Below are 26,787 nucleotides of genomic sequence, written 5' to 3' on the forward strand. Positions count from 1 at the left end.
GCTCACGGCCTGGGCGGCGACCTCCTGCTCGGCACGGGCGAGCTGGTTGCGTAACACGTCGGCGGTCGTACGTCGTACAAACGGCAGCTTCATGCAGCTGTCCCTTCACGTTGGAGGTCAACTCGGCTGGTCGTACGAGCAGCCACGGCCCCGGCCACCCCAGTTCCGTCGGAGTGGCCAGGGCCGTGGTCGTTCGTCCAGGGACAGGTCAGCTCGCGGGACGCTGCGGGTGGAGCGTCCTGAGCGGGACCGGCGGCGCGCCCAACGGCGCGTCACCGGCGGGCAGCTGCGCGCGGCGGGTGTCGGCGTCGCGAACTGCGGACGCGGTCGCCGCCCACTGTTCCTTGCGCAGCCGCCACAGGGGCCGGCCGGTGCCGCGCTCGTCGTCCGCCGGCGCCTGCCGCTGTGCGGCGATCTGGCTGACGGCCGGGGCGACCGCGACCTTGGGCTTGCGCCGCACGGTGGTCCGGCGGCGGTGGCCGGTCTCCGCGTGACCGTCCTCCAGGCGCTCCTGCCACTTCTTCACCGTGACGTCGACCGTGACCAAGCGGTTGCTGCCCAGGCGGCAGCGGACGGCCGGGGCCTCGAACGCGCGACCGGTGTCGTGTGGCACGAGCTTGGGCTTCTTGGTCTGGATGCCGGTGATCGGCACCCACGTCTCGCAGTCGGGGCAGACCAGCGACGCGCAGGCGGGTCGCAGGTCGTACTGGTTGGGTCGGAGCGCGGAGAGAGCCAGAGCCGGACGGGAGTTAACGGCGCGGGAGCGGGTCCGGCTACGGCGGGGACGGGCGGTGCGCTCGATGGCGGGAGCAGGCATCTGGACTCCTCATGGACGGAGTGGCAGGGAGGGGGTTGCGGTGCTCTCTCCGCCCTCCGGGGCGCACGGCGCGAGGCCAGCGTCCCGCAGGACAGACAGCGCACAGCGCTGCGACGTGCACACAGTCGTCGTGCCGTCAGGCTCCGGGGGAGTTCGATGGTGCTCTCGCGTCCTACGGAGTGACCCGAGGACTACCCCGCCGCCCCGAAGGGCGGACGACTACTGCGGTGGTGCGCGGTCTTGCGTCTTCGCTGTTGGCGCCCGGTAGGCGACCAACCGTGTCGACGTAGATAACCTAACCAGCACAATCAGTACCGTGTCAACCAGGCTGGGCAGGCTATCTATTCGAGCGAGGTGGCACTACGATGTGGCTCATGACGGACGAGGCCATGCAGCCCTTTGAGCGCATCGCGCAGGATGTGCGCGAACAGGTGCGGCTCGGGCAACTCAAGCCCAGCGACAAACTGCCGAGCACCAGGGAGTTGGCGAGCAAGTACGCCGTCGCGCCCGGCACGGTGCAGCGCGCCTTCGCCGAGCTTCGACGGGACGGGGTCATCTACTCCCACAAGGGCCGCGGGAGCTTCATTCGCGAGAACGCCCTGGAGGCACTTGCCGACCCGACCACGCAGGCCATCAGACGCCTCGAGGAGCAGGTCGCCGATCTGATTGCGCGACTCGAACGTGTCGAGCAGAACCAGAGCAGCGGGTCGGCACAGCCCTGAGCCCGTCCATGACGCAGTGCTGCCTCGTTCTCCTGTAGTGGCAACCACGGCGTCTCCCGTTCGTCATCGACATTCACTTCGACGGAGATCAGCTTCGGGGTTGCGGGCGTCTCGGCGAGATGTCCCGGCGTGGAAGGGGTGTCGCAATAGCGTCGCAACAGGGCTCTTCCCGCCTGGCCCCAGACCGTCATAGAGGTGTGTAGTGATCGCAGTTGAGCAGTGGACAGGCGAGGAGGCACTGCTGTTGCGATCAGTAATGCGCGCGTCGGTGCGGGGGTTCGCCGATCGCCTCGGGATCAGCCCGCGAACGGTTTCCCACTGGCAGAGGAACAGAAGCAGCGTGTGCCGTCCGCAGATGGCACAGATCCTCGATACGGCGCTCAACCAGTGCACCCCGGAGGAGCAGGAGGCGTTCCGTCTGCGTCTGGCTGCCCTTCGCGGCTCCGCAGTCGCGGCCTCGGGCGCCGATACTCCGCGGCCAGCGCCTTGCACCGTTGTCTCCCACAAGTTCCTGCCGGCCTACGTGGGCGAGCAGAGCGCCTCCCTGTACGCCGTCGGCGCTCCCGCGCCTTCCGGCCCGGGCGGCTTAGAGCGCCGGACGCTTCCGGCGGGACACCACTCGGCTCAGTCGTCGACGATCCACGTCTACGGGTGCGGCGTTGCCGTAGTGCACCTAGAGGAGCATCATCGCGTCGAATCGCTGACCGATCTGGCGGTGTGGCGATACCGCACATATCTGCAGGAACCCGCCTGGGCGGGCGAGCGGATCACGCAGCTCATGAAGCTCCACGCTGCCGAGGGAACGCCCAGTCGCGAGGTGCCTGCGCCGCAGTACGTGCTGTCGGTCTACGAACTCCGCGAGCACTCCTGGACGAGCGCGGGTCTGGACACCGCGCTGCAGCTCTTGGCCACGCCCTCTGTCCTGGTCAATCGCCAGAACCCGGAGAACGTCGTCTCGCTGGGACCGGACGTCGAGGCCGCCAAGTTCCGCGAAGGCTGGGCTCACGCCGAGGCTGTCCCTTTCGGAGGCGGCGTCTCGAAGGGTGTCGCCGGATGGTCCGGGGTCTCCTATCACCCTCAGCCGGATGAGCGCGCCCTCACGATAAGTCAGATCGTCGCTCTGGAGCTGGATGTCCAGGCATTGTGGGCTCTCTCCTCCCACGTCTTGCACACCGTCGAGGACGGCCACGACCCGGTGATGCCGCCCGAGTATGGCTGGCGTTTCCTACGGAGTGCGTACTACAGGCTCACAACCGCGCGTCCCACCGAGACGGCTCAGCACCGCATGATGCGCGAAGCGATTTTGACCACGAGCGAACTCCCCGATCGGCTGCGCGCCGCTCAGGACGCCCTCCGAGACAGCAGGCCTTGATGGCCATGGGAAAGGTGGACGGGTTGAACCCGCGATCGACAGCGCTTCTGGTCATCGACGTACAGCAGGGCTTCGTCAACCAGCACAGCCGCGATGTTGTCCCGACGGTCATACGGTTGGTGGACGGCTGGCGAGCAGCCGGTGCTCCGGTGGTCTTCACCCGGTTTCACAATGCGCCGGGCTCGCCCTACGAAACGATTTCCGGCTGGAAGCGGCTGCGTACCGCCGAGGAACAGGCGTTCGTGAAGGATCTGGCTCCCTTCATCAACGACTCGACCATGGTCATCGACAAAGCTCAGGCATCAATCTTCACGCCCGAGGGATCGCAACTCATCCAAGATGCCGGCTGGCGTGACCTGGTGCTGTGCGGCATCGACACCGACGCCTGCGTGTACGACTCCGCCACGGCTGCCTATCAACGGGGCTACCGGCCGTGGATCGTCACCGACGCCTGCGCCTCCAGCGGCGGCTCCCAGTACCACGAGGCCGCCCTGCTACTCGCGGCCCGGAACCTGGGCGTCGATCAGCTCGTCACCAGCGACATCGCTCTGTCTCGAATCAGAGGAACTGGGGAGATCCAGTGAGTACACCTTCGCTCGACGCCGACGTCCTGGTAGTCGGGGCCGGCCCCGCTGGCGTGGCGGCCGCCCTCATGGCCACCAGCCTCAACATGAGGGTGCTCGTCGTGGAGTCCGCCAGCGTCGGCGGCAAGCTCCAGACCATCGGTGCACTGGAGAACGTCTCCGGCAGCTGGACAACCGGCCCCCAGCTGGCCGAGGCCCTAACCAGGGATCTGGCACGCCTTGAGGAGGCGGGTCGATGCTCACTGGTCCGATCTCGCGCCGTCAGGGTCAAGGGGCACTCCGACCGAGCAGAAGTCCTCCTCGCGAACGCCCAGGTGCTCACCGCGCAGGCCGTCGTGGTCGGCACGGGCGTGGCGGCGACGACGCCCTCCGACACCGATTGGATCAGCGCCGCGCCATCGCTGTCCCCGCCTCCGCTGTGGCGTGCGACGCCCGAGCAGGTCGGGCCGCGGACGTACGTTCTTGGAGGTGACAGACCGCTGGGCACCTGGCTGCGGGCTCATCCTCAGTCCTCCGTCACACTCCATGTCCTCGCCCCGGCAGCGGACGACTACAAACTGGCGGAGGTGTCAGGGGACGATCGAGTCCGGGTAGTTCCGGTTTCTCATGTCGCCATTTCACAGGCCCTTCATGGAACCGACTTCATCGTGGAGGTCGAGAATCGCGGAGGTGAGCGCAGCGCCTATGTCGCAACGGCCGTGCTGAGCAATCTCGGCAATCGGCCGGCGGCTCTTGAAGGGCTCGCGGTGGACCAGGACGGATACTGCCCTCCGGGGATGCAGCACCCTCGGGTCTTCATCGCCGGGGATCTGCGGTCGGGTCGGTTCCAGCGCATCGCCACGGCACAGGGCTCAGGAGCTGAAGCGGCCCTGGCGTACTACTACTCCACCGCGCTTGAGCGGGTCTGAGCTGGTACAGGTCGCGACGATGGCGCCGCTGCAGGCCCCGACACGTGGTCCTGGGGCGCATGCCGAGTGCTCGTGGAACGGTAGAGTGATCCCGATCGTTGATCAAAAAGGAGAGTGGCCCCGTCGATCGCCCTTGAGCAAGGCGAGAGGGGCCACGTGGCCAACGGACCTTGTGATGGGGGTCCGGAAGCCTGCCGAGCACCCTTTTCTGCCAGAAGGAGGTGCCGACGTGATCAGGGTACCCGTACCCGACACTCGACACGCCGCACCCCGCCGTGGGGTCAGCAGCCATGCCAGTTGCTGGTCCTTCGACGGGGCGTCCGTGTTGTCCGTGCACGTCCCGGTCCGCGCCTCTGGTGAGGGGGCCGGGATGACGTAGTCATCGCGGGGCGGCGCCCGGTATGGGTCTTCGTGCCGCCCCGGGTCACTCAGCCACAGGTGATTGGGAGTCACCTCGGCTCAGCGCCCATCTGCCACCGGAGAGCTTGGGAGGCCCTCCGAGGGTTCTGCCACCGGTTGGGAGCCGGTTGAGCAGTTCAACATCCGTTCGATTCCACCCGAACGCGAAGCACCATCAGGGGCTTCGTCATGCCGTGAGGCGAGCCCCTCGACACAGGAGTCATTGTGCATGACCATCCTGCGGGCCGCCAGCTCCGCCATGCCCGCACATACCCGCCATGCCACGTCGACCAGCCACATCGCCGTGCAACCGTGGCTGACATCACGTCGTGCGCCGGTCCCGTGAACCCGATCGCCGCGGCTGAAAAGCACCGGCCTGGAGCGGGCCTGCTCGCGCTCGGTGCCTTCAGGCGTCGTGTTCCGTGTGACGAAACCAGTTCCGAAATCTTTAGTCGCCTGGCAGCGTGCGGGGCTTTCGCCTCTGAACGAAACCTGTCCACAGGCGCCTTGGCCCACGGTCGTTGGATGACTGCGATCACGCTCTCTGCCTGGGCAGACCGGTGAGTGCCATGGCGGCGCCGGCCGCCGTGCTGCCGCGCCCTCGTGCAGAGTTCGTCGGCGGGACCTCGCGCCGTCGGCTGCGGTCGGTACCAGAGCAGGCTGGTCCGGTCGTGCCGCTGGAGCTGGGGAATCCGCTCCAGCTGTCGAAGACAATGCGTGCCCGGCTGCTCGCCGCGGTGCGCGCACTGGTTTCGTCTCCGGCGCTGGCCGGAGCGTCGGACGGAGCGCGGTTGGCCTCGGTCGTACTGATGGCGAAGGCGAAGGTTCGCGACGACTACCAGGCGAAAATCTGGGCGGCGGAGCTCGGCCGGTGGCTGGGGGTCTCCCAGTCGACGGTTGCGCACACCGTGCTGCCCGAGCTGCGCGCTGCCGGGTTCCTCTGCTCGAATGTCGCAACGAACGCCTTCGGGCACGCGACGGGCCTGGAGTGCTGGGTGATCCCGATGTACCGGGCTCAGCAGGCCGGCGACCGGCGGCACGCTCTGGCGTTGTCCCGTTCGGAGCTGGCGGTGCTGTTGAGCCTGTGTGAGGTGCTGTTCGGCCCGGGGTGGGCGCCGAAGGACAAGGCGCCGGTCCCGGCCGGGCTGCTTGCCGGTCGTACGGGCCGGGGTGCGGCGACGGATCGGCTTGGGCTGCTGCTGATGGTGCTGACGACGGGTTCGGCGGGTTGGCTGCAGCTCTGCCCCGGGTCGGTGGACGCGTCCCGGGGGCGTCCGGCGGCGACGGTCGCGCGGCTGCTGGGCTGCTCGGCGGCGGCCGGGGCGAAAGTCCTCAAGCGTCTCCAGGAGTACGGCGTCGCGGAGGTGGTACGCAAGGAGACGGACTCGGGCCTGAACGCGCAGTCGCGGGTGCGCCTGGTGCCGGTCGCCAAGGCCCATGGTTTGGCCGTGCGGGAGGCCCACCGGGTCGCGAAGGCCGCTTTTTCAGACCTCGCCGGTACTGCATCCGGGGATCTTGAGTCTGTGGAGACGGGCGAGGCCCTTGTGGCGACTGGGTTCGAGAGCCCTGGCCAGGGCGGATCGGCCGGATCTGCAGACCTCGCCGCAACTGCACAGCACCACGCTTTCCACGCTTCTGGGGTTATTGCTGGTGGTTCTCTCACGCTCTCTGGTGGCTTTTCCGGCGAAGGCCGTGGGGGTGAAGGCCGTCGGCCGGAGCGCGCGTGCGCGCGCGAGGACCAGGCCACCGACGGCCAGGCGGCCCTTGTCGAGCCGACGCCGCCGGTCGCCGAGGACGGCCCGCTGCGCGGGGAAAAGCCGAAGGAGTCTTCGGTCGATGAGCAGGGTGGGCAGTGTGCTATCGGTGCTGGGATCGGTAGTCGGCCGAAGGCCCTGGGCTGGGAAGAGGCGCGGCACCGGCGGAGGATGGGCCTTCCGGTTGATCTTCGTCTGCGTGTGGTGTTGGGGCCGGTCGCCGGGTTGTGGGAGCGGCTGTCTGGCTGGCAGCAGGACCAAGTCGAGGCGGCCACGAAGGCTGAGCTGAGGCGGCTGGCCGGCATGCTGGAGCAGCCGGAGGCCGCGCCGCGGCTGCTGGCAGACCGTCTGGCCGACCGCTTGGAGGAAGTCGGCGGGGAAGCGCTGGTGCGTGATCCGATGGGCTGGCTCCTCAGGCGGGGCCTGGTCCAGCGGCAGGCCTGCGCGGACCCGCGCTGTGACGACGGGATTCGCCTCGACACTCGCGCCGACTGTCCCGCCTGCACCACCGTCATCGCCGGCCGGCGCGCTCAGCGCGCCCGGCTGCGGGCGTTGGCCGACAAACAGTTCGCCGGCGCCAGTACAGCCCAGTGGCGCGCGGTCTACGAGCGGCAGCTGCGCGAGCACACGCTCCGCGAAGCGGCGCGGGCCGAAGCCCGTCGTGCGCGGGAGGCCGTTGCGGTCCAGGCGCGGCGGGCGGTGGCAGCCCGCCGCCGTGCACAGCAGGAGGCAGCTGCGCAGGCGCGACGGTCTGCGCCCTGCGCGGAGTGCGGTCTGCCGGAGGCGGCCGGGCTGTGCCCGCAGTGCACCCACCGCCAGCGCATCCAGGACCTGCTGCACGAAGCGGTCGACCTGGCCGTCGCCGTCCGCGTGGACCTCGACGACCCTGACGACGTCGCCCGGCTCACCGACCGGTGCCAGGCCGACACCCAGGCCCTGCTCGCCAAGGCCAGTCGGCACGACGACAGCCGGCCGGAGCTTCAGTCCCTCACCGAACGGGAGGTGGCCGACCGCATCCTGGCCGAACGCCGCACCAGCGCCCTCAAGCGGCTGCTGCGCAGCGAGGAAACCGACGCAGAGGCGAAGGCGGTGTACGAGATGGTCCTGCGCCGCCACCCCACCGCTCACCGCGCTGCGGAGGAAGCCGCCGAACAGGCCCGACACCGCACCGCCCAGTACCTCCTGCAGCAACGGCTTGGCCAGCTCCGCGTACTGCGCATCCGTGCCGCAGCGGGCCGACTATCGCAGCGAACCCCCTGAACACCGGCGAAGCTGCCAGTAGCCGCAGCTCGGCCCGCCGGGTGACGTTCGGAGTGCCAGTCCACGGCCGACCTGCTCCCAACTCAGGCCCGTCCTCGGCCGAGCAACCCCCGCGGGCGCGGGGACGACGGCAGGTTGTCGACCGCTGCTTCGGCCGTCATCGAGCTACCCACGCTCGCGCGGGGACGACTGGCCCTGCCACTGCATGGGCAACCGGCTGATCGGACGCCCCGCTCGCGCGGGGACGACAGGCGCGTGCCGTCGGCGGCCTTGCCGGCGAGGGGGCGACCCCCGCTCGCGCGGGGACGACGCCAAGAGGGGCGAGCCGAAGTTCGCGTACGCCGGGCGACCCCCGCTCGCGCGGGGACGACACTTCACGAGCTGGGACGATGCTAGCCGGGGGAGCCGTTTTTCATTCACGTCGGCCGTGGTGTTCGGTTCGAGGGCATGCCGCACATCTCTCACGCGGATCCGTAACGGCGGGACCAGTGCGGCGCGTGCGGCAGGTCCGTTACGGCTGGAGGTGCGGATTCGTCGTACTGCGAGCCGCCGTGCCGGCAGAAGGCGTACCAGCGCCGCCACCGCCCGCCGCACGGCACCCGTCCCCACGAACGCGAGGACGACCGGATGACCTGCCCGACGCAGCCGCCAGCCGTCGAGTTACCCCCGCGAGCGCGGAGACAACGCCCACCGCGACCGAGCCGAGCAGGACCAGGGCGAGCAACCCCCGCTCGCGCGAGGACGACTGCTGGAGGCCGACGACGCGGGCGAGCCACGCCGAGCCACCCTCCGATCGCGCGAGGACGACCACACGTACGCGGCGGTCGCGTCATCGGATCGCGAGCCACCCCCGCTCGCGCAGGGACGACGCTCCGGCCTCTTCCTTCCAGACCTTTGCGGTAGAGCTACCCCTGCGGGCGCGGGGACGACCCTTGGGAGGCGATCTCCACTCCCACGTCGGACGAGCTACCCCCGCGGGCGCGGGGACGACACAAGGTCCCTCGGCCACGTGGCCCCTCCCGGCGAGCTACCCCTGCGGGCGCGGGGACGACACTTGATGAGCTGGGGCGATGTTAGCGGGACTACCCGTTTTCATTGACATGAGTTGTGCTGCGGGACGCGGCACGCACCGACCACGCGGCAGCTACCCAAGTCGGTCGTCAATCCGCGAGATGCGCCCCCACCAGGCTGCTGCTGGGGGTGGGCCGACGGCAAGCTCGGCGGTGCATTCCCGGAGCCCCGCTCGCGCCGGGACGACGTCTGGATCTCCAGCTAGGCCAGCTCGCACAGCGAGCAACCCCCGCTTGCGCGGGGACGACTCGATCGTGAACTCGCACTCGTCCCAGGTGATCGAGCAACCCCCACTCGCAACCCCCACTCGCGCGGGGACGACCCGCTCCAGGTCCGCGGTGACAACCACCTGGAGTCGCAACCCCCACTCGCGCGGGGACGACACTTCTTGAGCTGGGATGATGCTAGCCGGGGGAGCTGTTTCCATTCACGTCGGTCGTGGTGTTGGGAGGCAGCGAGCGCACAACGCGTGCCAGCCAACCCCGCAGCCGCTCGGGCCGCGGCAAGCATGGGAACAGTCCCGGAGGCTGTGGAGCAGCTGGAGCCGGCGAAGAACTGCCCCCGCTCGCGCGGGGACGACGGCGCGTACAGGGCATGGGTGTCGGCGTCATGCGAGCTACCCCGCGGACACGGGAACAGCCAGTCGAAGTCGGGCGCCTCGGCCACGGCCGCAGAGCTACCCTGCGGACGCAGGGACGACGACGCAGACCGTGCCAACACCCGCCTCGGGGACGACACCCCGGGCGGGGCCCGGGCCTGGTGTGGAGCAACCCCGCGGGCGCGGGGACGACCGGCGCGGACCTTCATGCGGCGGTAGCCTCGGCGGGCAACCCTCGCGGGCGCGGGGACGACCAGTGGAAGGCCGGCATCGTCGTCCCGGACACCGGGCAACCCCTGCGGGCGCGGGGACGACGACTGGTCACGTCTCGCGGCGCTCTGGGCACGGGGGCAACCCCTGCGGGCGCGGGGACGACACTTGATGAGCTGGGGCGATGTTAGCGAGACCACCCGTTTTCAGTGACGTGAGTTGTGACGCTGGCAGGCCCGCCGGAGGGGCAGCTCGCGTGAGGACGACAGCAACCGCCGCGGTGACGAGGACGTCGACCAGAAGCTATCGCCGCTCGCGAGGGGGTGACCCGGGGCAAGGCGTCGCGCTGAACCGCCCGGTGGGCAACCCCAGCGAGCGCGGACGGCGTACCCGCGGGCCGGGGTGGTCGAGCAACCCCCGCAGGCGCGGGGACCGACGGCCAGCAGCTCGGCGCGCGGCTGTGCGTCCTCAAGCAACTCCTGCAGGCGCGGGGACGACCGGGCCTTGATGTACTCCTCGGCCGGGCTCCCCGAGCTACCCCCGCTCGCGCGGGGACGACAGGATGCGCCAGCACTGCCGCCACAGGTCGATGGAGCTACCCCCGCTCGCGCGGGGACGACCCCGGGCGAGCGCGCCGGCCGCGCGCCCGCCTCGAGCTACCCCCGCTCGCGCGGGGACGACCCTGGGCGAGCGCGCCGGCCGCGCGCCCGCCTCGAGCTACCCCCGCTCGCGCGGGGACGACACTTCTTGAGCTGGGACGATGCTAACCAGGGGAGCCGTTTTCATTTACGTCGATCGTGGTGCTGGGCGCAGAACGCGTGCCAGCCACCGCTGCTGCCGCTCGGACCCGGTGGGCATAGGAACGGTCCCAGAGGCAGTGAAGCAGCTGGAGCCGACGGGGGACTGCCCCCGCGGACGCGGGGACGACTGACGAGACCGCCCGCAAGTACGAAGATCTGGTGACCCACCCCCGCTCGCGCGGGGACGACGGCGGCTGGTGGGGCTACGCGGGCGGCGGAGTCGAGCAACCCCCGCGGGCGCGGGGACGACCGGCTTCCTCCGGAGTCGGCATGCGGACGTGGAGAGCAACCCCCGCGGGCGCGGGGACGACTCCGGCAAGGCCGAGGACTGAGCCTTCGTGAGCGAGCAACCCCCGCGGGCGCGGGGACGACACTTGATGAGCTGGGACGATGTTAGCGGTGTCGGCCGTTTTCATTGACGTGCGTTGTGTGCTGGACGCAGCAAGCGCTGAACGTGGGGCAGTTACCCACTCAGGGTGCGGGACTTCACCGTCGAGCACGCCGTCGACCCGTCCCCTACAGCGGCAGTCCCGGCGGGGACACCGCCCGCGGACTGACGACCGACTATGGGGACACGCACCACGCGACGTCCAGATGTTGCCGCGCGGTGGGCACAGACCCAGAGCGCCGGCTCGTACCCCTTTTCTCGGGCCCGGGCCGACACCGCGTTCCAGAGTTCGAGAGGGCCTGGAGCAGCAGGGTGGTGGCGGCGTCGTCGTGGTAGCCGTCGTGGTCGGGCTGGGTCGCGGCAACCAGCATGTCGGCGAGGGCCTGGAGGTCGGTGCCATGCATTGGGCACAAATTCTCCCCGCTGTTTCGGCGAGTTCGTCCAGGTCCCGGTCTTCTGCATCACCCCGCACGGGCCTCACCTCGGGCGCGGAAGCGACCAGCCGCCGGCAGCGGACCATGCAGTAGGTGAAGGCCAGGCCCGCAGGCACGGGGACGACGGTCCGGCCTGGATGCTCGCTCCAATCCCGTTCGAGCTACCTCTGCGGGATCCGGGGACGGCGGCACCAGGCCCCGCCCGAGGTGTCCGGCATTGGAAGGCCTCGAGGACGATGTGGTGGCGCAGACCCGCGCGGAAGCGCGGCGTCCGCACGTCGGCCGCCGGCGGCAGGGTGCTGGACCGCTGGCCCGCCACCGCGGCCGCCGTTGCCCACCAACTGCCTGACCACGTGGCCGCCGTCGCCTTCTACCCGAAGACCGGCCATCTGAACCGGTGCGCTCCGCCAGCGCGGGCACGACGCGTCCGTACCGCCCCTGATCACGGACGTGGCGGGGCTACCCCCGCAGACGCGGGGACGACAAGCACCCGCCGGTGATCCCGGACCAGCCGGACGGGCAACCCCCGCTCGCGCGGAGACGACAAGTCGGACGTCCTCGGCGGCCTCACCATCCGGGAGCAACCCCCACGAGCGCGGGGACGACATCTCGGCGTCCGGGATGTCTTCCTCGTTGGCCGAGCTACCCCCGCTCGTGCGGGGACGACACGGGGCCCTCGGCGGGGTCCATCTGGTGTCGGGCGAGCTACCCCCGCTCGTGCGGGGACGACGCGTCGCGGAGTGCGGCGAGGAGGCGTTCGCGGGAGCTACCCCCGCTCGTACGGGGACGACACCCCGGTCATCGAGCAGGTCGGCGGCCTGGAAGAGCTACCCCCGCTCGTGCGGGGACGACCACCGACCCCTCCGGCGGGGTACTGGCCGACACCGAGCTACCCCCGCTCGTGCGGGGACGACACTTCTTGAGCTGGGCCAATGCTAGCCGGGGGAGCCGTTTTCATTCACGTCGAAGCGCTGGGGTGGCAGCGACCACAGAACGCGTGGCAGTTGGTCCTGCTGCCGCTCGAACCGTCGGCGGGCATGGGGACGACCTTCAAGGCGGTGGGGCAGCTGGAGCTGGCGGAGAACTGCCCCGCTCCGCGCGGAGACGACATACCGGCGCCGACGACGGCCCACCCGGACGCCGAACTACCCCCACGGACGCGGGCACGGCCTGTCGACGACGCCGGCTACCACCGTGGTGCCGGAGCAACTCCTGCGGCCGCGAGGACGACACGTTGCACAGCTCGGAACTCTGACTGACCCGGGAGCAAGCCCCGCGGACACGGGGACGACCGACCCCACTCTGCCCGGAGGTTACGGCTCCCTGAACTACCCCCGCAGGCGCGGGGACGACCCACCGCCGACACACAACACGCGACGTCCAGCTGCTGCCGCACGGCGGGCGCAGCCCCAGAGCACCGGCTCGTACCTCGTGCCCCTTTTCCCGGGCCCGGGCCGACACCGCGTTCCAAAGTTCGAGAAGGCCCGGAGCAGCAGAGTGGCGGTGGCGTCGTCGCGGTAGCCGCCTTGGTCGGGCTGGGCTGCGGCAACCAGAGCGTCGGCGAGAACCTGGAGGTCGGTGCCGTACATCGGGCACAGGTCCTCCCCGCCGCCTCGACGAGTTCGTCCCGGCCTCGGTCATCTGGGCTACCTTGACGGGGCATCATCTCAAACGCGCAAGCGACCAGCCGCCGACGGCGGACCGTGCAGTAGGTGGAGCAACCCCCGCAGGCGCGGGGACGATGCCATCTGGTGGGCGACGTCCGGGTACGTCGCCGAGCTATCCCCGCAGACGTGGGGACGAGACCGGGGCGCCGGCCTGGCGCGGCGCCGGGGTGGAGCTACCCCCGCTCCCGCGGGCACGACAAGATGCGGTCTTCAAGCTCGGCCATGGCATACGAGCTACCCCCGCTCGCGCGGGGACGACCCATCCTCGTCCTCTCCGCCATGCGCAAGGGCGAGCTACCCCCGCGAATGCGGGGACGACGGCCTGCCCGGACCACTGACCTGGAAGCTGCTTGAGCAACCCCCACGGGCGCGGGGACGACTGGTTGGCGGACGCGGCGAAGGCGGGGCAGGACGGGCAACCCCCGCTCGCGCGGGGACGACGTCATCGGCCCGCCCGGCAGCGCCAAGACCACGGGGCAACCCCCGCTCGCGCGGGGACGACTTGACGAGACGGCTGATGGTGGACTGGGCTGTGGGGCAACCCCCGCTCGCGCGGGGACGACACTTCTTGAGCTGGGACGATGCTAGCCGGGGGAGCCGTTTTCATTCACGTCGATCGTGGTGCTGGGGGCAGAACGCGTGCCAGCCACCGCTACTGCCGCTCGGACCCCGGCGGGCATAGGGACGGTCCTTGAGGCACTGAAGCAGCTGGAGCCGGCGGAGGACTGCCCCCGCGGACGCTGGGGCGACGGCCAAAACCTCCCATCGGCTGGTCGGGCACCTGAGCTACCCGGGCCGCAGCGAGCGCAGAACGCGTACCAGCGCTGCTGCCGCTCGGGCCCCGACGGGTATGGGGACGGTCCTGGAGGCCATGGACGAAGGCGACCTTCAGGCACCGCCACGGACGCGGGGACGACATGAGGATCAACCTCGGCGACACCAAGCGCTGGGAGCAACCCCCGCGGAAGCGGGGACGACGTGGCCGCGGGCTGGCCGGCCACCACAGCGAGGGGAGCAACCGCGCGGGCGCGGGGACAACTTACGGCCTGGACATCGGCAAGATGGTCGTCCAGGGGCAACCCCTGCGGACGCGGGGACGACCGCAAGCTCCGCATAGACGACGTCAAGGCCAACGAGCTACCCCCGCAGACGCGGGGACGACGCGCGGGTGTTCTCGCCGAGGGAGTCGCCGTCCGAGCTACCCCCGCAGGCGCGGGGACGACGAAGCCGTAGGCGGCATCCGCGGTCACCCACCGGAACGGGATCTTGTCCGCGATGGCGCGGCGGACCATCGCCTTGGCCATGGCCACCTTGGTCTCGAAGGCGACCGTGTCGTCGATGTCGGCCCGGCGGCACCTGTCGCGGTCGTCGGTCCAGAAGGTGGGCAGATACAACCTGCGGTCGATCAGTGTCCGCCCGCGGTCGGTTGTATAGGCGAGGAAGACGCCGACCTGGCAGTTCTCCGTCCGCCCGGCGGTGCCGGAGTACTGCCGGTACGCCAACAGTAGGGCACACGCACGTCTATCGACCATCAACAGGCGGTGCGGGGATGGGTGGTCGCCTGATTTCGAGGATGGCGAAACGGGTGGTACGACGAAAAATTCGGGACTCCAGAGGAGCAGGGCCGCACCGCCGTCGGCCAGGGCGACCGCCCAGGTCACCTCGTCTCCCAAAGCCGCCACGCTCCCACGTCTGGCGTAATTGGTGGCATGCGACACCACAGTGAGATACCCATGCTCTATGGGCGAGACCGATGGCGGGCACGCACAGGGAAAGAAACCGACACTTGGCGAGCGCTTCAAGAACCTGACCGAACGCAATCTGCCTTTGGTTGTACTTCTCTACCTCAGCAGCGCCGTCACGGCAGTGAGTACTTTCATTACTGCATACGTCGCCAGCGGGCACTGGTATCAGCAACGCTTCAATTGGCAAGCTGCAGAGTACGCGAAGCTCTCCAAGCTTCAAGCTGGTTATACCCTTGATAAATTCAAGGAACAGCTAGGTCGGCCGTCTATCCAGGTCGCGATCAGCAAGGCGAGCTCGGGGAATCTCACTCAAAACACTTTCCAGCCTCGTGACGAATACTGGGTTGATGCCGTGACAGACCCGCGCAACCAGGTCGTCGCATACGCTGTCACATCCTGCAGTTCGGACTTCAATCCCTCCTTCACTTATCGGGATAACCAGCAGATGAGAACGGTGACATTGAATAAGACACCCTTCTCATCAGTGCTTTCATCGGTCTCCAGCACGGGTGCAGTAAAGGCATATTACGGCCCAACCCTCGGCCCGCACTACTATTTCGCGATCCGGCCCAACGTTTATCTTGGAAGATCCTACGCTTGGGGACTTACAAACCTATGCCCATGGAAAGCCGTCAAGTCGACCCACTCCGGCACTGCCTGGGACGATTGGTTCAATAACGAGCTGCAGCGTTTCAAATCCGAGGATTACATTCTTACTATTCCTGTAGAAAAGCTCGATAAGATGGGTCGAGATCTCATGTCCGATTATGCCGTCAATACCTATGCTGAGACATCTTCCGCGGTTGATTTCAACGTCTATCCTGACCAGATCGGTGCGAACCCCATCCTCATCCCCCCTAGTTTGTCAAAGTTTCCCTGGTCAGGGCCTTAGGTCCGTATTTACGCTCGGATGCGAAGGTCGTCGGCTCGGCAGGCCTTGGGCTCACGCAGCCCGGCTCTGGCAGGCGCCGCTCGGCAACGGCCAAGCGCTGGCATCGTCGCCACTTTGGCATCGCATACTCGCAGGTCACCGCAGGTAGAGAAATGCCAACCCGTGGAGGACTGTAAAGCTGCTGGCCAGTGAGGCGGGGGCAGGGAGGGGCTCGGCCGGCGGCCGAGCCAGCTCGAGACGGGGTTCACCGTTCGTATTGGTCACTGCCTCGCACTTCGACTTGCAGGTGCAGAGCGAAGTGCACGAGAACGGGCATCCCATCGCCCTCGTTTTGGTCACGACATCACTGACGCACTTTGGTATCACGGAAGGGCCACGCCCGAAGCGGTGAGGGAGCGGAGCTTTCCGCATCCGTAGCGGACGACATGCTGGACGCCGGGGGTGGGGGTAACAATCTCGTTTCGGCGAGCGTTACCGCCTGTGGAACGGCTTCGGGGTGAGTCAGCGCAGGGCCCCGGTCTCACCGCGGCCGAACGTGCCCACGTCTTCGGCCGCTTCTACCGCACAGACGACTCCCCGCGCGGCTCCGGCCTCCACCTCGCCATCGTCACCGCCCACGCCGGCCGGATCACCCTCGACACCGTCCTCGGCCAGGGCTGTACCTTTTGCGCCCTGCTACCCCTGCCCGACCCGGTCGACGACCGGGCCGTGGACGCGGCGACGTGTTCGCGGTGGGGTCGGCCGGTCTTGCCGCAAGCCGGACTCGCTGATCGCCACTGATCACCCACCGGCATAGCAAATCATTTGGGTCAGCCGCTGTAAGCCGTCCGGCCCCACGCCCGAGGAACGATCCGCCCTGCAAGGTGTACCAAGGGATCACCGAAACAAAAGTGGGGCAGTAGGACATTCTCTGGGAGGACGTGCGGCGTGACTGATGACGGGCAGGCGGGCACACCCGAAGACCCGGGAGATGTGACACATCGTGATGGAGGCCACCGCCCGGTGCAGCGCTTTTTGTCAAAAAGGACGCTGACTGGCATCGGAACCCTTGTGGGTTTCCTTGCAGCAGTCGGAGGCATTATCACCGCAGTCCAAGCCGTGTGGCCACACGATGGAAAGTCAGACCTTGAACGAGTCCGCGGCCTCAGCTTGGGATCAGATATCGAATCAGTCGAACGGACCCTCGGAACGGTCAATCGGCTGATATACAGGGGATAGCACTAGCTACGGAAATCTACCAGAAGGAGCAACCGAAGATTTCCTTGTTCGCGTCTACCGACTTGGTCTTATCTTTGTGCAAGTGGGTTACCAGAAAAGCTCGGGAACAGTAGTCGAATGGATCATCCAGTCCTGCGATCCGCAGGTCAAAATCGAGCTTCGCCGAGGCCCCGACACCACGATCACGTTGAATCAAACCACATTTTCCCAGGTGACGTCGGGCGATCTACCGAACCGCGCTCAGTACAACGCTTGGGCGGGCATGCCGAACGAGCAACTTGAGTTCTCTTCCCCGGCCAGCGCGACAAACTACACAAGCGAGGTCTGGGGAACAAATGGGTCTTGCCATGGCGGCCCCTGGCGAGGGGGCGGAGAAGAACCCTCGATTCAGTGGAACGCTACTCCTATTGAGGGCGACAATCGCAAGGCAGAGATCGCCGGCGACGAGGTTTCATGGAAGGAGCTTCAACGCTTTCGAGATGGTAAAGTAGTCAATCTGTATGGCCAGGCGAGGCCCGTGTATGACGTCACCAAATTTCCGCTTCTTCCAGGACACGGGCCGCCGATCGAGATCACGGGCAAGTACCTTCCCGTGCGCCCTTATCTACGACACGAGCACGACGAAATGAAGAAGAGGGAATCCGAGCCACAGCCCGGTGAGAACGACCCGGCAGCTTCTTCGGACCGCGTCGGTGACCGAGTACGAACACGAGGCGTTGCTGTAGTGAGGTCCTCGACGACGTTCGCCAGTACGTCGTCGACAACCCCGGCGACCAGGATGCAGTCTTGATCGTGGACGATGCGGGCTTCCTGAAGAAGGGGACACGGTCGGCAGGGGTGCAACGGCTGTACTCCGGCCGGGCACCAGGATGACCGACCGCTGCGGCAGTAGACCGTCTCGCAGGCGAAGCTAACCCTGCGAACGCAGGGACGACACAGCCCAGGTGCCCGCGTAGCCCTTACCGTACGAGCTACCCCCGCTCACGCGGAGACGACAGGGAGGCGATCTGTCGGTCGGGGTTCTGGCCCGCGCGGCGAGGCGCGTGCCCCGGCGTCGCGAGCCCGACTGGAATGTCAACACGCCCTAGGGCGGATGATTGTGGAACAGGCTGCTGTGATGGCAGCTGTATCTCTTGCACTGTCCCATGAAGCCCGGGACGTAGCTGTCGCAAGGGTGTGGCGAATTCAGGCAAATGTGGCAGTAACTGCCTTCGGGATCGACATGGACTCCGGCGGCCGTCAGCCTCTCCCGCGCTTCCGCATAGGCCTTCCTAACGTGATCAAGAAGCAGATCCTCCAGCTCCGCGGTGGCCTCGTCGATCACCTTCTTTTGATCGTCCGTGAAATCGTTCCGGGGCTCCATCGGTTCCTCCGCGCTGCTCCGATACCCCCAACTACCATGGTCCCGCAGCCCAAAGGACGACGCCACTCAGCCCGGCACCGGCTACGACGAGTAGCAGAACGCCCTCTTCGTGACTGCCCGCTGTGTCGGCCCCTGCTGTATCCGCCATCCTGCTCGGGTCGTCCGATTGAGCTGTCAACTGGTGGCCGAAAGCGACCGAACCTGACGATCTCGGCCTGGGCTTCCCCCACGCCATCCAGGTCGTGCGCATCTTGCGCTACTCCCGCTCGCGCGGGGACGACTCCATCGCGACCGCGAACAGGGCGTACAAGGCGGCGCTACCCCCGCTCGCGCGGGGACGACACTTCGTGAACTGGGACAATGCTAGCCGGGGGAGCCGTTCTCATTCACGTCGGTCATAGTGCTGGGATGGCAGCGAGCGCAAAACGCGTGCCAACCAACCCCGCAGCCGCTCGGACCACGGCGGGCATGAGGACGGTCCCGGACGCGGAGCAGCTGGAGCCGGCGGAGAACTGCCACTGCGGGCGGCGGGGACGACACCCCATGGGCGAAGGCGACTTCCAGGCAGGTGGAGCTACCCCGCTCGCGCGGGGACGACGAGCCGATAGCGGCGGCACCGAAGCCGTACCCGGAGCAACCCCTGCTCGCGCGGGGACGACGCACGGTGGGCCGCCTTAAGATCGTCGATCGACGAGCAACCCCTGCTCGCGCGGGGACGACCCGAAGATCGACATCGGCATGCCGGCCGCAGCGGAGCTACCCCCGCGGGCGCGGGGACGACGGAACGACGACGATCCAAGCCGATGTGCGCGTCGAGCTACCCCCGCGGGCGCGGGGAGGACCTCCTGGTCCTAGCGTCGCACCCTTCTCAGCGCCATCCCGGGAGCCGCCCTCGTTGCTCTGGCCGACAGCTGGGCGGGCACCGAACCTGTTGCCCACGCTCACGGACAACCCTCACCTGGTGCGACCGTCGGTGAAGACGTCGTCACCCTGCTCGAAGAGACCAGCGCCCGCCTCAACGCCCTGGCCACCGGCCAGCGCCAGCACATCGTGCCCCTCTACGACGCCCACCTGGCCCGTGTCACCGACCCGATCGACGCAGGCCGCTACCCCCGCGCCCTGGGCATGCGCCTGCACAAGCTGGCGGCCAACCTGGCCCAGACGATCGCCTGGATCCGCTTCGACCACGGCGAGCACGGCGCGGCAAGCCGGTACTGGATCGCAGGGCTGCACAACGCGCACGCCGCCGACGACCGGGACATGGGCGCAGCCCTTCTCAGCGACATCGCCTACCAGGCGTCCTGGCGCAACGACCCAGCAACCGCCGCCAGGATCCTCGAAAGGGCACTCAGCCGCACCACCCACCCGGCAGCCAGATCGCTTCTCAACCTGCGTCTGGCGCGCGCCCAAGCCGCACTCGGCGATCACCGCGCCACCTTGCGCTCCCTGGCCGCTGCCGAGCGCCTCCTCGGCAGCGGAGACCCCGGCGACATGCCGACCTGGTGCTCGTGGCTTTCACCCGCCGACCTCGCTGTCGACTCCGGCAGGTGCCTGCTCGACCTCGGCGACACCACCCGCGCCCAAGCGCTCATCGCCGAAGGGCAAGCACTCCTGCCGCCCGGCCGAAACAAGACGCGCGGCATCTTCCACGCCTACCGCGCCCAGGGCCACCTCGATCGCCGCGAACCCGAAGCCGCAGCAGCCGCCGCCCTCGAAGCACTCTCGCTGGCCGAGCGCATCGGCGCCCCCCGCTGCGTCCAACCCGTCCGTGACCTCATCCCCGCCTTCACCCCCTACCAGCAGGCCCACGGCGTCCCCACGCTGCTCCAAGCGGTTACCTGACAGCCGCCGTTCCTCCACCCCCGCAATGGGCCGACAGCAGACTTGTGACCGTGCGGGTACGGGACATCAACCAGAAGCTCGCCGCTCGCACGGGGACGACAACTGGCTGCACGCCGAGAAGGTCAGCGAAGAGGAGCAACCCCCGCTCGCGCGGGGACGACGTCGAGATCGCCTACAGCCCGAGCGCGCACGCCGAGCAACTCCCGCTCGCGCGGGGACGACATCCTGAACCCTGGTTTGGGTCAGCCTATAGAGGGGCAACCCCCGCTCGCGCGGGGACGACGATACGAAGTCGCCGGTGAGGCCGAGAGCGCGCGAGCTACCCCTCGGGCGCGGGGACGACACGACAACTCCCCGTCGGTGGTCCGCAGGATCACGGCCGAGCAACCCCCGCTCGCGCAGGGACGACACTACTTGAGCTGGGACGATGCTAGCCAGGGGAGCCGTTTTCATTCACGTCGATCGTGGCCTGGAATGGCAGCGGCCACAGGATGCGCGGCAGCCGAGGCGGCGCCGCACCATCACCTGCTGGGGATGCTCGTCCACGCCTCCGTCCGAAACCGAGGCCTGGACCGGATTGACGCAGGCCGTGCCGGCACCCGCATCGGGGATGACGTGCCGGGGGCGAGGGACCCCGGGCCTGGTGCTGAGGCGGCCCCCGCGGACGCGGGGACGACCTAATCACCTGACCTACGCCGCCGCCGGCAGTCGAGCTACCCCCGCTCGCGCGGGGACGACCGGTGGGACAACTGGGCTCGGGGCCGGGGCGGCGAGCAACCCCCGCGGGCGCGGGGACGGCACTACCGGCCCGGACCTGCCCGACTGCCCTTTCCGCCCCGCACGCCACATCGGTGACCTACAACTTCACGATGCACACCGCTCACTGATCCGCCCAGCTGAAACAGCAAGCGCACCGGACCGGACGGACGAAACAAAGACCAGCTCGGTCCGAGACCTGCTACCGGACCAGCAAGATCGCGTTCCGCAAGCAGAGTAGTAGCCTGCCCGCAGCGCGCCGGGGGCCGGGGCTGGGGACGATAGGGGGAGCCAGTGAGCACAGCCGTGACCGAAGTGGGCGAGGTGCGCCGCAGACGTCGCTGGCGGGTGGGCCTGCTGATCGTCCTCGCATCCTTCCTGGGCGGGCTGGCCGTCTTCGCCGCCGCGCTCGTCGCTCCCGAGACCGTCAACCGGCTCTGGGTCAGCGCCGAGCTGGCGAAGGACGGCTCCGCAAGGATCACCGAGGTCGTCGACTACGACTTCGGCACCGATTCCCGTCACGGCATCTACCGGGACGTACCCGGCCTGGATCCTGAGGCACAGGCGTCCGAGGTGGACGTCACCATGGACGGCAAGCCGGTCCCGTACGAGATCGAGCCCTACGGCGGGGACGACGACGAGACCCGGGTCCGGATCGGCGACCCCGACGGCACGGTCAGCGGACTCCACCGCTACCGCATCGTCTACCGGCTGCCCGACGTCGCGCACGACGGACGACTGGCCTGGAACGCCGTCGGCACCGGCTGGTACGTCGAGCTCAGGGACGTCGAGATCCAGGTGACCGCCCCCTACGCTCTGCACGACCCCAGCTGCGTCCGCGGCCGTGCGGGCTCTCGCACCGTCTGCGCGACCGGCCGACCGGAGCCGGGCCGGCTCACTTACGGGCTCGGCGCCCTGGCCGCCCACCGCGGGATCACCGTCGCCGCGGACACCGGTGCCGCCCTCGCCGTCGCGCCGGACGCGCCCGCCGAACCCACCGGCGCGGTGCGGTCCACCGGCCGCCCCGGACTGCTCGACGTGCTGCTCCTGGTGGCCGGGTGCGTCCTGCTGGGCGGACTGGTCGCCGAGGGGGCGCAGCGGCTGGCCGGACGCGAGAAGGTTCACCGGGACGATCCGGCCGGTCTTGGCACGGACCCGGCCGCACCGGTCCGCCGCCTCGACATCACCCGGCTTCCCTCCCTCGTCCCCGAGGTATCCGCCCCGCCCGGGGAACTCACCCCGGCCCAGGGTGGATTCCTCCTCGGCGGGGCCGACTCGCACTACCGGACGGCCTGGCTGCTGACCGCCGTGCAGGACGGCCACGTCGTCCTGGAGGGAGACGGTTCCCACCCCGTCCTCGTCCGCCCCGCCCGCGCGGACGCCCCGCGCGCCGACCGTGAGGTGCGGGAGACGCTGGACTACATCTTCGCCGGCCGCGACCGGATCACCCTGGGTCGCTCATACGACCGGTCCTTCAGCCAGGGCTGGAAGCGGATCGACGCCGGACTCGGCACCTGGCTGCGTGGGCTGCGGGACCTGCGCTCGGCCTCAATCGGCAGCAAGGTGGCCGACGCCGCCCCGGTCGCCCTGCTGGCCGGTGTCATCGGCGTCGTCGTCGGTGGGGTCGGCGCGGGCCGGCCGTACGGCTTCTGGACGGTGCTGCTGCCGGCCGTCGCCGTCCTCGCGGGTGCCGGTCTCATGCTGACCGGGGCATCCGAGGAACTGTATCTCCGGACGCCGCGGGGCAACGCCCTGTGGCTGCGGGTGGAGGGCTTCCGCCGGTATCTCGCCGGGGCCGGGTCCCGACAGGTCGAGGAGGCCGCCGCGGCGGGTGTCCTCGACCTCTACACCCGCTGGGCGGTCGCGCTCGGCGAGGCCGACCGCTGGTCGGCTGCGGTGGCGAAGTCGACCGCTGTCCCGGCCCGGCCCCAGCGAGGCCCGTCACTGCTCACGCCACTCCTTGCCCTGGTCGTGATCGACGCGATCGCCTCGAACACCACGCCGGTGTCCGTACCGAGTTCGTCGTCCGGCTCCTCGTCGTCGGCCTCGTCGGACTTCGGCGGCGGAGGGTCCTCGGTGGGCGACGGGGCGGGCGGCGGTGGCGGCGGCTCGTGGTGACCTGCCCGGCCCCGGGCGGCCACGAGGTCCAAAACGGAGACGCGTACGGGCACGGCCCTCTTGGGAACATCACAAAAGCCCAGGTCAGACGACGTCTGTCCGGGGCTTTTGCCGGAGCCTCCTGTCGGATTCGAACCGACGACCTACGCATTACGAGACCGTGAGCGTTCGTGCTACGTGGTGCCTGGCCGTGCTGCCGAGTGACGTTTTGCCTGATCAAAGCACGTGCGACTGGTTAGTCTGTCCTCGCTGAGGTTACGTCGTCCAAAGGCGTCCGGCCACCGGCTGGCCACAGGAGACCGGGTCCATAGCGTCAGCATGGGGCTTCACGCAGGGAGCAACCCCCGCGGGCGCGGGGACGACTTGGAAGAGGGCACCGCTGCTACGTCCCTCCGCGAGCTACCCCCGCGGACGCGGGGACGACAGGAACGGGTTGGCGAAGGTGACGTAGACGTGGGGAGCTACCCCCGCGGACGCGGGGACGACCCCATCTCCAGCGAGGCGAAGTACGTGGGGATCGAGCTACCCCCGCGGACGCGGGGACGACACTTCGTGAGCTGGGACGATGCTAGCCGGGGGAGCCGTTTTCATTCACGTCGGTCGTGGTGCTGGGATGGTGGCGAGCGTAGACCGCGTGCCAGCCAACGCTGCTGCCGCTCGGACCCCAGGGGGTCTGGGGGCGCCCCCGGAGTCGGTGGAGCAGTTGAGCCCGGCGGAGAACTGCCCCGCGAGCGCGGACGACCGGCCCGGCGGGTGGAGTGCCGGTGTGCGTGCGCTCTCGGGCAGCCCCCGCGGGCGCGGGGGCGACCAACCCGCGTTCGCGCGGGGACGACGGCGCGTGGTACGCCATGGCGGTCTGGTACTGGGAGCAACCCCCGCTCGCCCGGGGATGACTCCGAGCGGCCCAGCTCCCGCCCCACCGCCGCGGAGCAACCCCCGCTCGCCCGGGGACGACTCAAGAACGGGGGATTCGGCGCCGGGGGAGTCGAGCCGCGAACGACCCCGCTCGCGCGGGGACGACCTCGAGGGGGGAACGTGTCATCGTCGTTAGGCCGAGCAACCCCCGCCAGCGCGGGGACGACGTTGGTTCGGCGGCGAGGAAGCTACGCTCGTCCGAGCACCCCCCGCGGCGCGGAGACAACGCCCACCGCGACCGAGCCAAGCAGGACCAGGGCGAGCACCCCCGCTCGCGCAGGGGCGACTTGACGGCCGAGGGGCTGGTCGAGCGGAGCACGGAGCAACCCCCACTTACGCGGGGACGACACTTCATGAGCTGGGACGATGCTAGCGGGAGTGGCCGTTTTCAATGACGTGGGTTGTGGTGCTGGGAGTACACGAGACTCAGCAGTCCGTCCGCGAGCGGCGCCTCCACCGTGCTGCTGTGGGAATGGACTGACGGCAAGCTCGGTGGTGCCCTCAAGGGGCGTGCGCGAAAACGACGGCGACCGTCGCGGTAACGAGGACGTCGAGCAGCCGCTCGCCGCTCGCGGGGTCGCCCCGGGGCGGACGTCGGCCGGTGTCGAACCTGCCTGCCCCCCCACGGACGCTTGGACGACGCCCTTCGCACGCCCGAGGAAGCCCCCCGCCAGAGCAACCCCCGCGGACGCGGGGACGACCCGACGATGTCCTCTTCGGACAGCCGATCGACCGAGCAACCCCCGCTTACGCAGGGACGACGCCGGGCGGTCGGGTCGCAAGGGCCCATGCGCTGTGAGCAACCCCCGCTCGCGCGGGGACGACCCCGAACCCGGCACACCCGAACCCGGCACCTCCGGAGCTACTCCCGCTCGCGCGGGGACGACACTTCATGAGCTGGGACGGTGCCGGAGCCGTTCTCATTCACGTCGGCCGTGGTGTTGGTCGGTTCGAGGGCATGCCGCACAGCTCTCACGCGGATCCGTAACGGCGGGACCGGTGCGGCGCGTGCGGCAGGTCCGTTACGGCTGGACGTGCGGATTCGTCGTACTGCGAGCCGCCGTGCTGGCAGAAGGCGTACCAGCGCCGCCACCGCCCGCCGCACGGCACCCGTCCCCACGAACGCGAGGACGACCGGATGACCTGCCCGACGCAGCCGCCAGCCGTCGATTTACCCCCGCGAGCGCGGAGACAACGCCCACCGCGACCGAGCCGAGCAGGACCAGGGCGAGCAACCCCCGCTCGCGCGGGGACGATCGTTCCCAGTCCTCGTAGAAGACGCCGGGCGGCGGGCAACCCCCGCTCGCGCGGGGACGACCGCCTTGCTCAAGGGCGATCGACGGGGCCACTCGAGCAACCCCCACGGGCGCGGGGACGACTACATCGACCGTGTCCAGCTCACTCCGGGGGGGGCGAGCAACCCCCGCTGGCGGGGGGACGAGATGCCCAGCCGGACCACGCAGTTGGTCGAGCACCCCGGTGGAAGGACCCCCGCGGAGGCGGGGACGACTACCTCGGCAGCCAGGACGAACGCCAAGCGCGTGAGCTACCCCCGCTCGCGCGGGGACGACCTCGCCCGCGGCGACCTGAAGGGCGGTCGTCATGAGCTACCCCCGCTCGCGCGGGGACGACAGGGCGTCGACCTGGCGGTACAGGTCGTTGTCGGAGCTACCCCCGCTCGCGCGGGGACGACGTCATGTGCGTGCCTTTCATGGGCGTTGGTCGGGAGCTGGGGGACGACCCTTCGTGAGCTGGGACAATGCTAGCCGGGGGAGCCGTTTTCATTCACGTCGATCGTGGTGCTGGGGGCAGAACGCGTGCCAGCCAACGCTGCTACCGCTCGGACCCCGGCGGGCATAGGGACGGTCCTGGAGGCAGTGAAGCAGCTGGAGCCGACGAAGGACTGCCCCCGCGGACGCGGGGTCGACGGCCAAAACCTCCCATCGGCCGGTCGGGCACCTGAGCTACCCGGGCCGCAGCGAGCGCAGAACGCGTACCAGCGCTGCTGCCGCTCGGGCCCCGACGGGTATGGGGACGGTCCCGGAGGCCATGGACGAAGGCGACCTTCAGGCACCGCCACGGACGCGGGGACGACATGAGGGTCAACCCTGGCGACACCAAGCGCTGGGAGCAACCCCCGCGGAAGCGGGGACGACTTGGCCGCGGGCTGGCCGGCCACCACAGCGAGGGGAGCAACCGCGCGGGCGCGGGGACAACTTACGGCCTGGACATCGGCAAGATGGTCGTCCAGGGGCAACCCCTGCGGACGCGGGGACGGCCCGCCTCCGTAGACGACGCCGAAGCCGATAGCCGAGCAACCCCCGCTCGCGCGGGGACGACATACCGGCGCCGACGACGGCCCACCCGGACGCCGAGCTACCCCCGCTCGCGCGGGGACGACCGCCGCAGGGCCTCGGTGATGGGTCGGGCGACGAGCAACCCATGCTCGCGTGGGGACGATGAGGTCGTGGACCCGACCGTGGGCCTGATCGGTGAGCAACCACCGCGGGCGCGGGGACAACGCGCAGCGGGACACCGAGCAGTACGTCGAGCTGGAGCAACCCCAGCGGGGACGACCTGGCCGAGGCCGTGGCCGAGAAGGGCGAGGGCGAGCAACCCCCGCGAGCGCGGGGACGATTGATGGGCGTCGATCCATGGCCCGACGTCCCTCGAGCAACCCCCGCGAGCGCGGGGACGATGCGCCGCCGCGGGCTTCGACGAGCGCCCGGAACGAGCAACCCCCGCGAGCGCGGGGACGATGATGTAGCGGCGGGCCTGCCACCAGGTGGCCAGGAGCAACCCCCGCGAGCGCGGGGACGACGAACTCGTCTACCAGCGCCCGCTTGGCCTCGACGAGCAACCCCCGCGAGCGCGGGGACGACACTTGATGAGCTGGGACGATGTTAGCGGTGTCGGCCATTTTCATTGACGTGGGTTGTGGTGCTGGACGCAGC

At 69.3% G+C, this 26,787-nt stretch carries 12 protein-coding genes, 2 pseudogenes and 1 CRISPR repeat array; of the genes and pseudogenes, 11 read left to right on the forward strand and 3 right to left on the reverse strand.

Annotation, left to right across the window (positions count from 1 at the left end; genetic code table 11):
- Nucleotides 1-208 precede the first annotated feature (208 nt).
- A complete protein-coding gene (locus ACZ4W9_RS38540) occupies nt 209-817 on the reverse strand; it encodes a hypothetical protein (protein ID WP_467943898.1) in 609 nt (202 codons plus the stop codon).
- Between the two features lie 374 nt (nt 818-1,191).
- Between ACZ4W9_RS38540 and ACZ4W9_RS38545 the strand changes: the two genes are divergently transcribed.
- From ACZ4W9_RS38545 to ACZ4W9_RS38565, 5 genes are all read left to right on the forward strand, one after another.
- Nucleotides 1,192-1,539, forward strand: a complete 348-nt coding sequence (locus ACZ4W9_RS38545; protein ID WP_467943899.1) for a GntR family transcriptional regulator — start codon at nt 1,192-1,194, stop codon at nt 1,537-1,539.
- 355 nt (nt 1,540-1,894) lie between these two features.
- The gene (locus ACZ4W9_RS38550) at nt 1,895-2,911 is read left to right on the forward strand and encodes a helix-turn-helix domain-containing protein (RefSeq protein WP_467943900.1); all 1,017 of its coding nucleotides are present in this window, start codon (nt 1,895-1,897) and stop codon (nt 2,909-2,911) included.
- Between the two features lie 5 nt (nt 2,912-2,916).
- Nucleotides 2,917-3,495, forward strand: coding sequence for a cysteine hydrolase family protein (locus ACZ4W9_RS38555; protein ID WP_467943909.1), 579 nt, complete (start codon nt 2,917-2,919; stop codon nt 3,493-3,495).
- A complete protein-coding gene (locus tag ACZ4W9_RS38560; protein WP_467943901.1) occupies nt 3,492-4,403 on the forward strand; it encodes an FAD-dependent oxidoreductase in 912 nt (303 codons plus the stop codon). The genes ACZ4W9_RS38555 and ACZ4W9_RS38560 overlap by 4 nt, the downstream gene beginning before the upstream one ends.
- Before the next feature lie 1,070 nt (nt 4,404-5,473).
- Entirely contained in the window at nt 5,474-7,816 is a 2,343-nt protein-coding gene (locus tag ACZ4W9_RS38565) for a hypothetical protein (RefSeq protein WP_467943902.1), read from the forward strand.
- A 6,391-nt stretch (nt 7,817-14,207) separates the two neighbouring features.
- Here the strand turns inward: ACZ4W9_RS38565 and ACZ4W9_RS38570 are convergent.
- A pseudogene (locus tag ACZ4W9_RS38570) lies at nt 14,208-14,477 on the reverse strand (transposase); the annotation flags it as partial.
- A 247-nt stretch (nt 14,478-14,724) separates the two neighbouring features.
- Here ACZ4W9_RS38570 and ACZ4W9_RS38575 point away from each other — a divergent pair.
- The 4 genes and pseudogenes from ACZ4W9_RS38575 to ACZ4W9_RS38590 all read left to right on the forward strand — a co-directional run.
- Nucleotides 14,725-15,621, forward strand: coding sequence for an ETEC_3214 domain-containing protein (locus ACZ4W9_RS38575; RefSeq protein WP_467943903.1), 897 nt, complete (start codon nt 14,725-14,727; stop codon nt 15,619-15,621).
- 480 nt (nt 15,622-16,101) lie between these two features.
- A complete protein-coding gene (locus tag ACZ4W9_RS38580) occupies nt 16,102-16,401 on the forward strand; it encodes an ATP-binding protein (RefSeq protein ID WP_467943904.1) in 300 nt (99 codons plus the stop codon).
- A gap of 520 nt (nt 16,402-16,921) precedes the next feature.
- Nucleotides 16,922-17,629 carry a hypothetical protein gene (locus ACZ4W9_RS38585; protein WP_467943905.1) on the forward strand — a complete coding sequence of 236 codons (708 nt, stop codon included), beginning with the start codon at nt 16,922-16,924 and terminating at the stop codon, nt 17,627-17,629.
- A pseudogene (locus tag ACZ4W9_RS38590) lies at nt 17,569-17,703 on the forward strand (transposase); the annotation flags it as partial. The gene ACZ4W9_RS38585 and the pseudogene ACZ4W9_RS38590, both read left to right, overlap by 61 nt.
- Nucleotides 17,704-17,923: 220 nt before the next feature.
- On the opposite strand, the gene ACZ4W9_RS38595 reads toward ACZ4W9_RS38590, so the two are convergent.
- Nucleotides 17,924-18,202, reverse strand: coding sequence for a hypothetical protein (locus tag ACZ4W9_RS38595; RefSeq protein ID WP_467943906.1), 279 nt, complete (start codon nt 18,200-18,202; stop codon nt 17,924-17,926).
- Between the two features lie 1,050 nt (nt 18,203-19,252).
- Here ACZ4W9_RS38595 and ACZ4W9_RS38600 point away from each other — a divergent pair.
- Together ACZ4W9_RS38600 and ACZ4W9_RS38605 are read left to right on the forward strand one after the other, a co-directional pair.
- Nucleotides 19,253-20,044 (forward strand): XRE family transcriptional regulator, encoded by a 792-nt coding sequence (locus tag ACZ4W9_RS38600; protein WP_467943907.1) that lies wholly within the window; start codon nt 19,253-19,255, stop codon nt 20,042-20,044.
- Between the two features lie 1,050 nt (nt 20,045-21,094).
- Entirely contained in the window at nt 21,095-22,918 is a 1,824-nt protein-coding gene (locus ACZ4W9_RS38605) for a DUF2207 domain-containing protein (RefSeq protein WP_467943908.1), read from the forward strand.
- Nucleotides 22,919-26,443: 3,525 nt separating this feature from the next.
- A CRISPR array of direct repeats spans nt 26,444-26,715; the repeat unit is 28 nt.
- Nucleotides 26,716-26,787 lie beyond the last annotated feature (72 nt).

Source organism: Streptomyces sp. NPDC029296 (assembly GCF_055569255.1).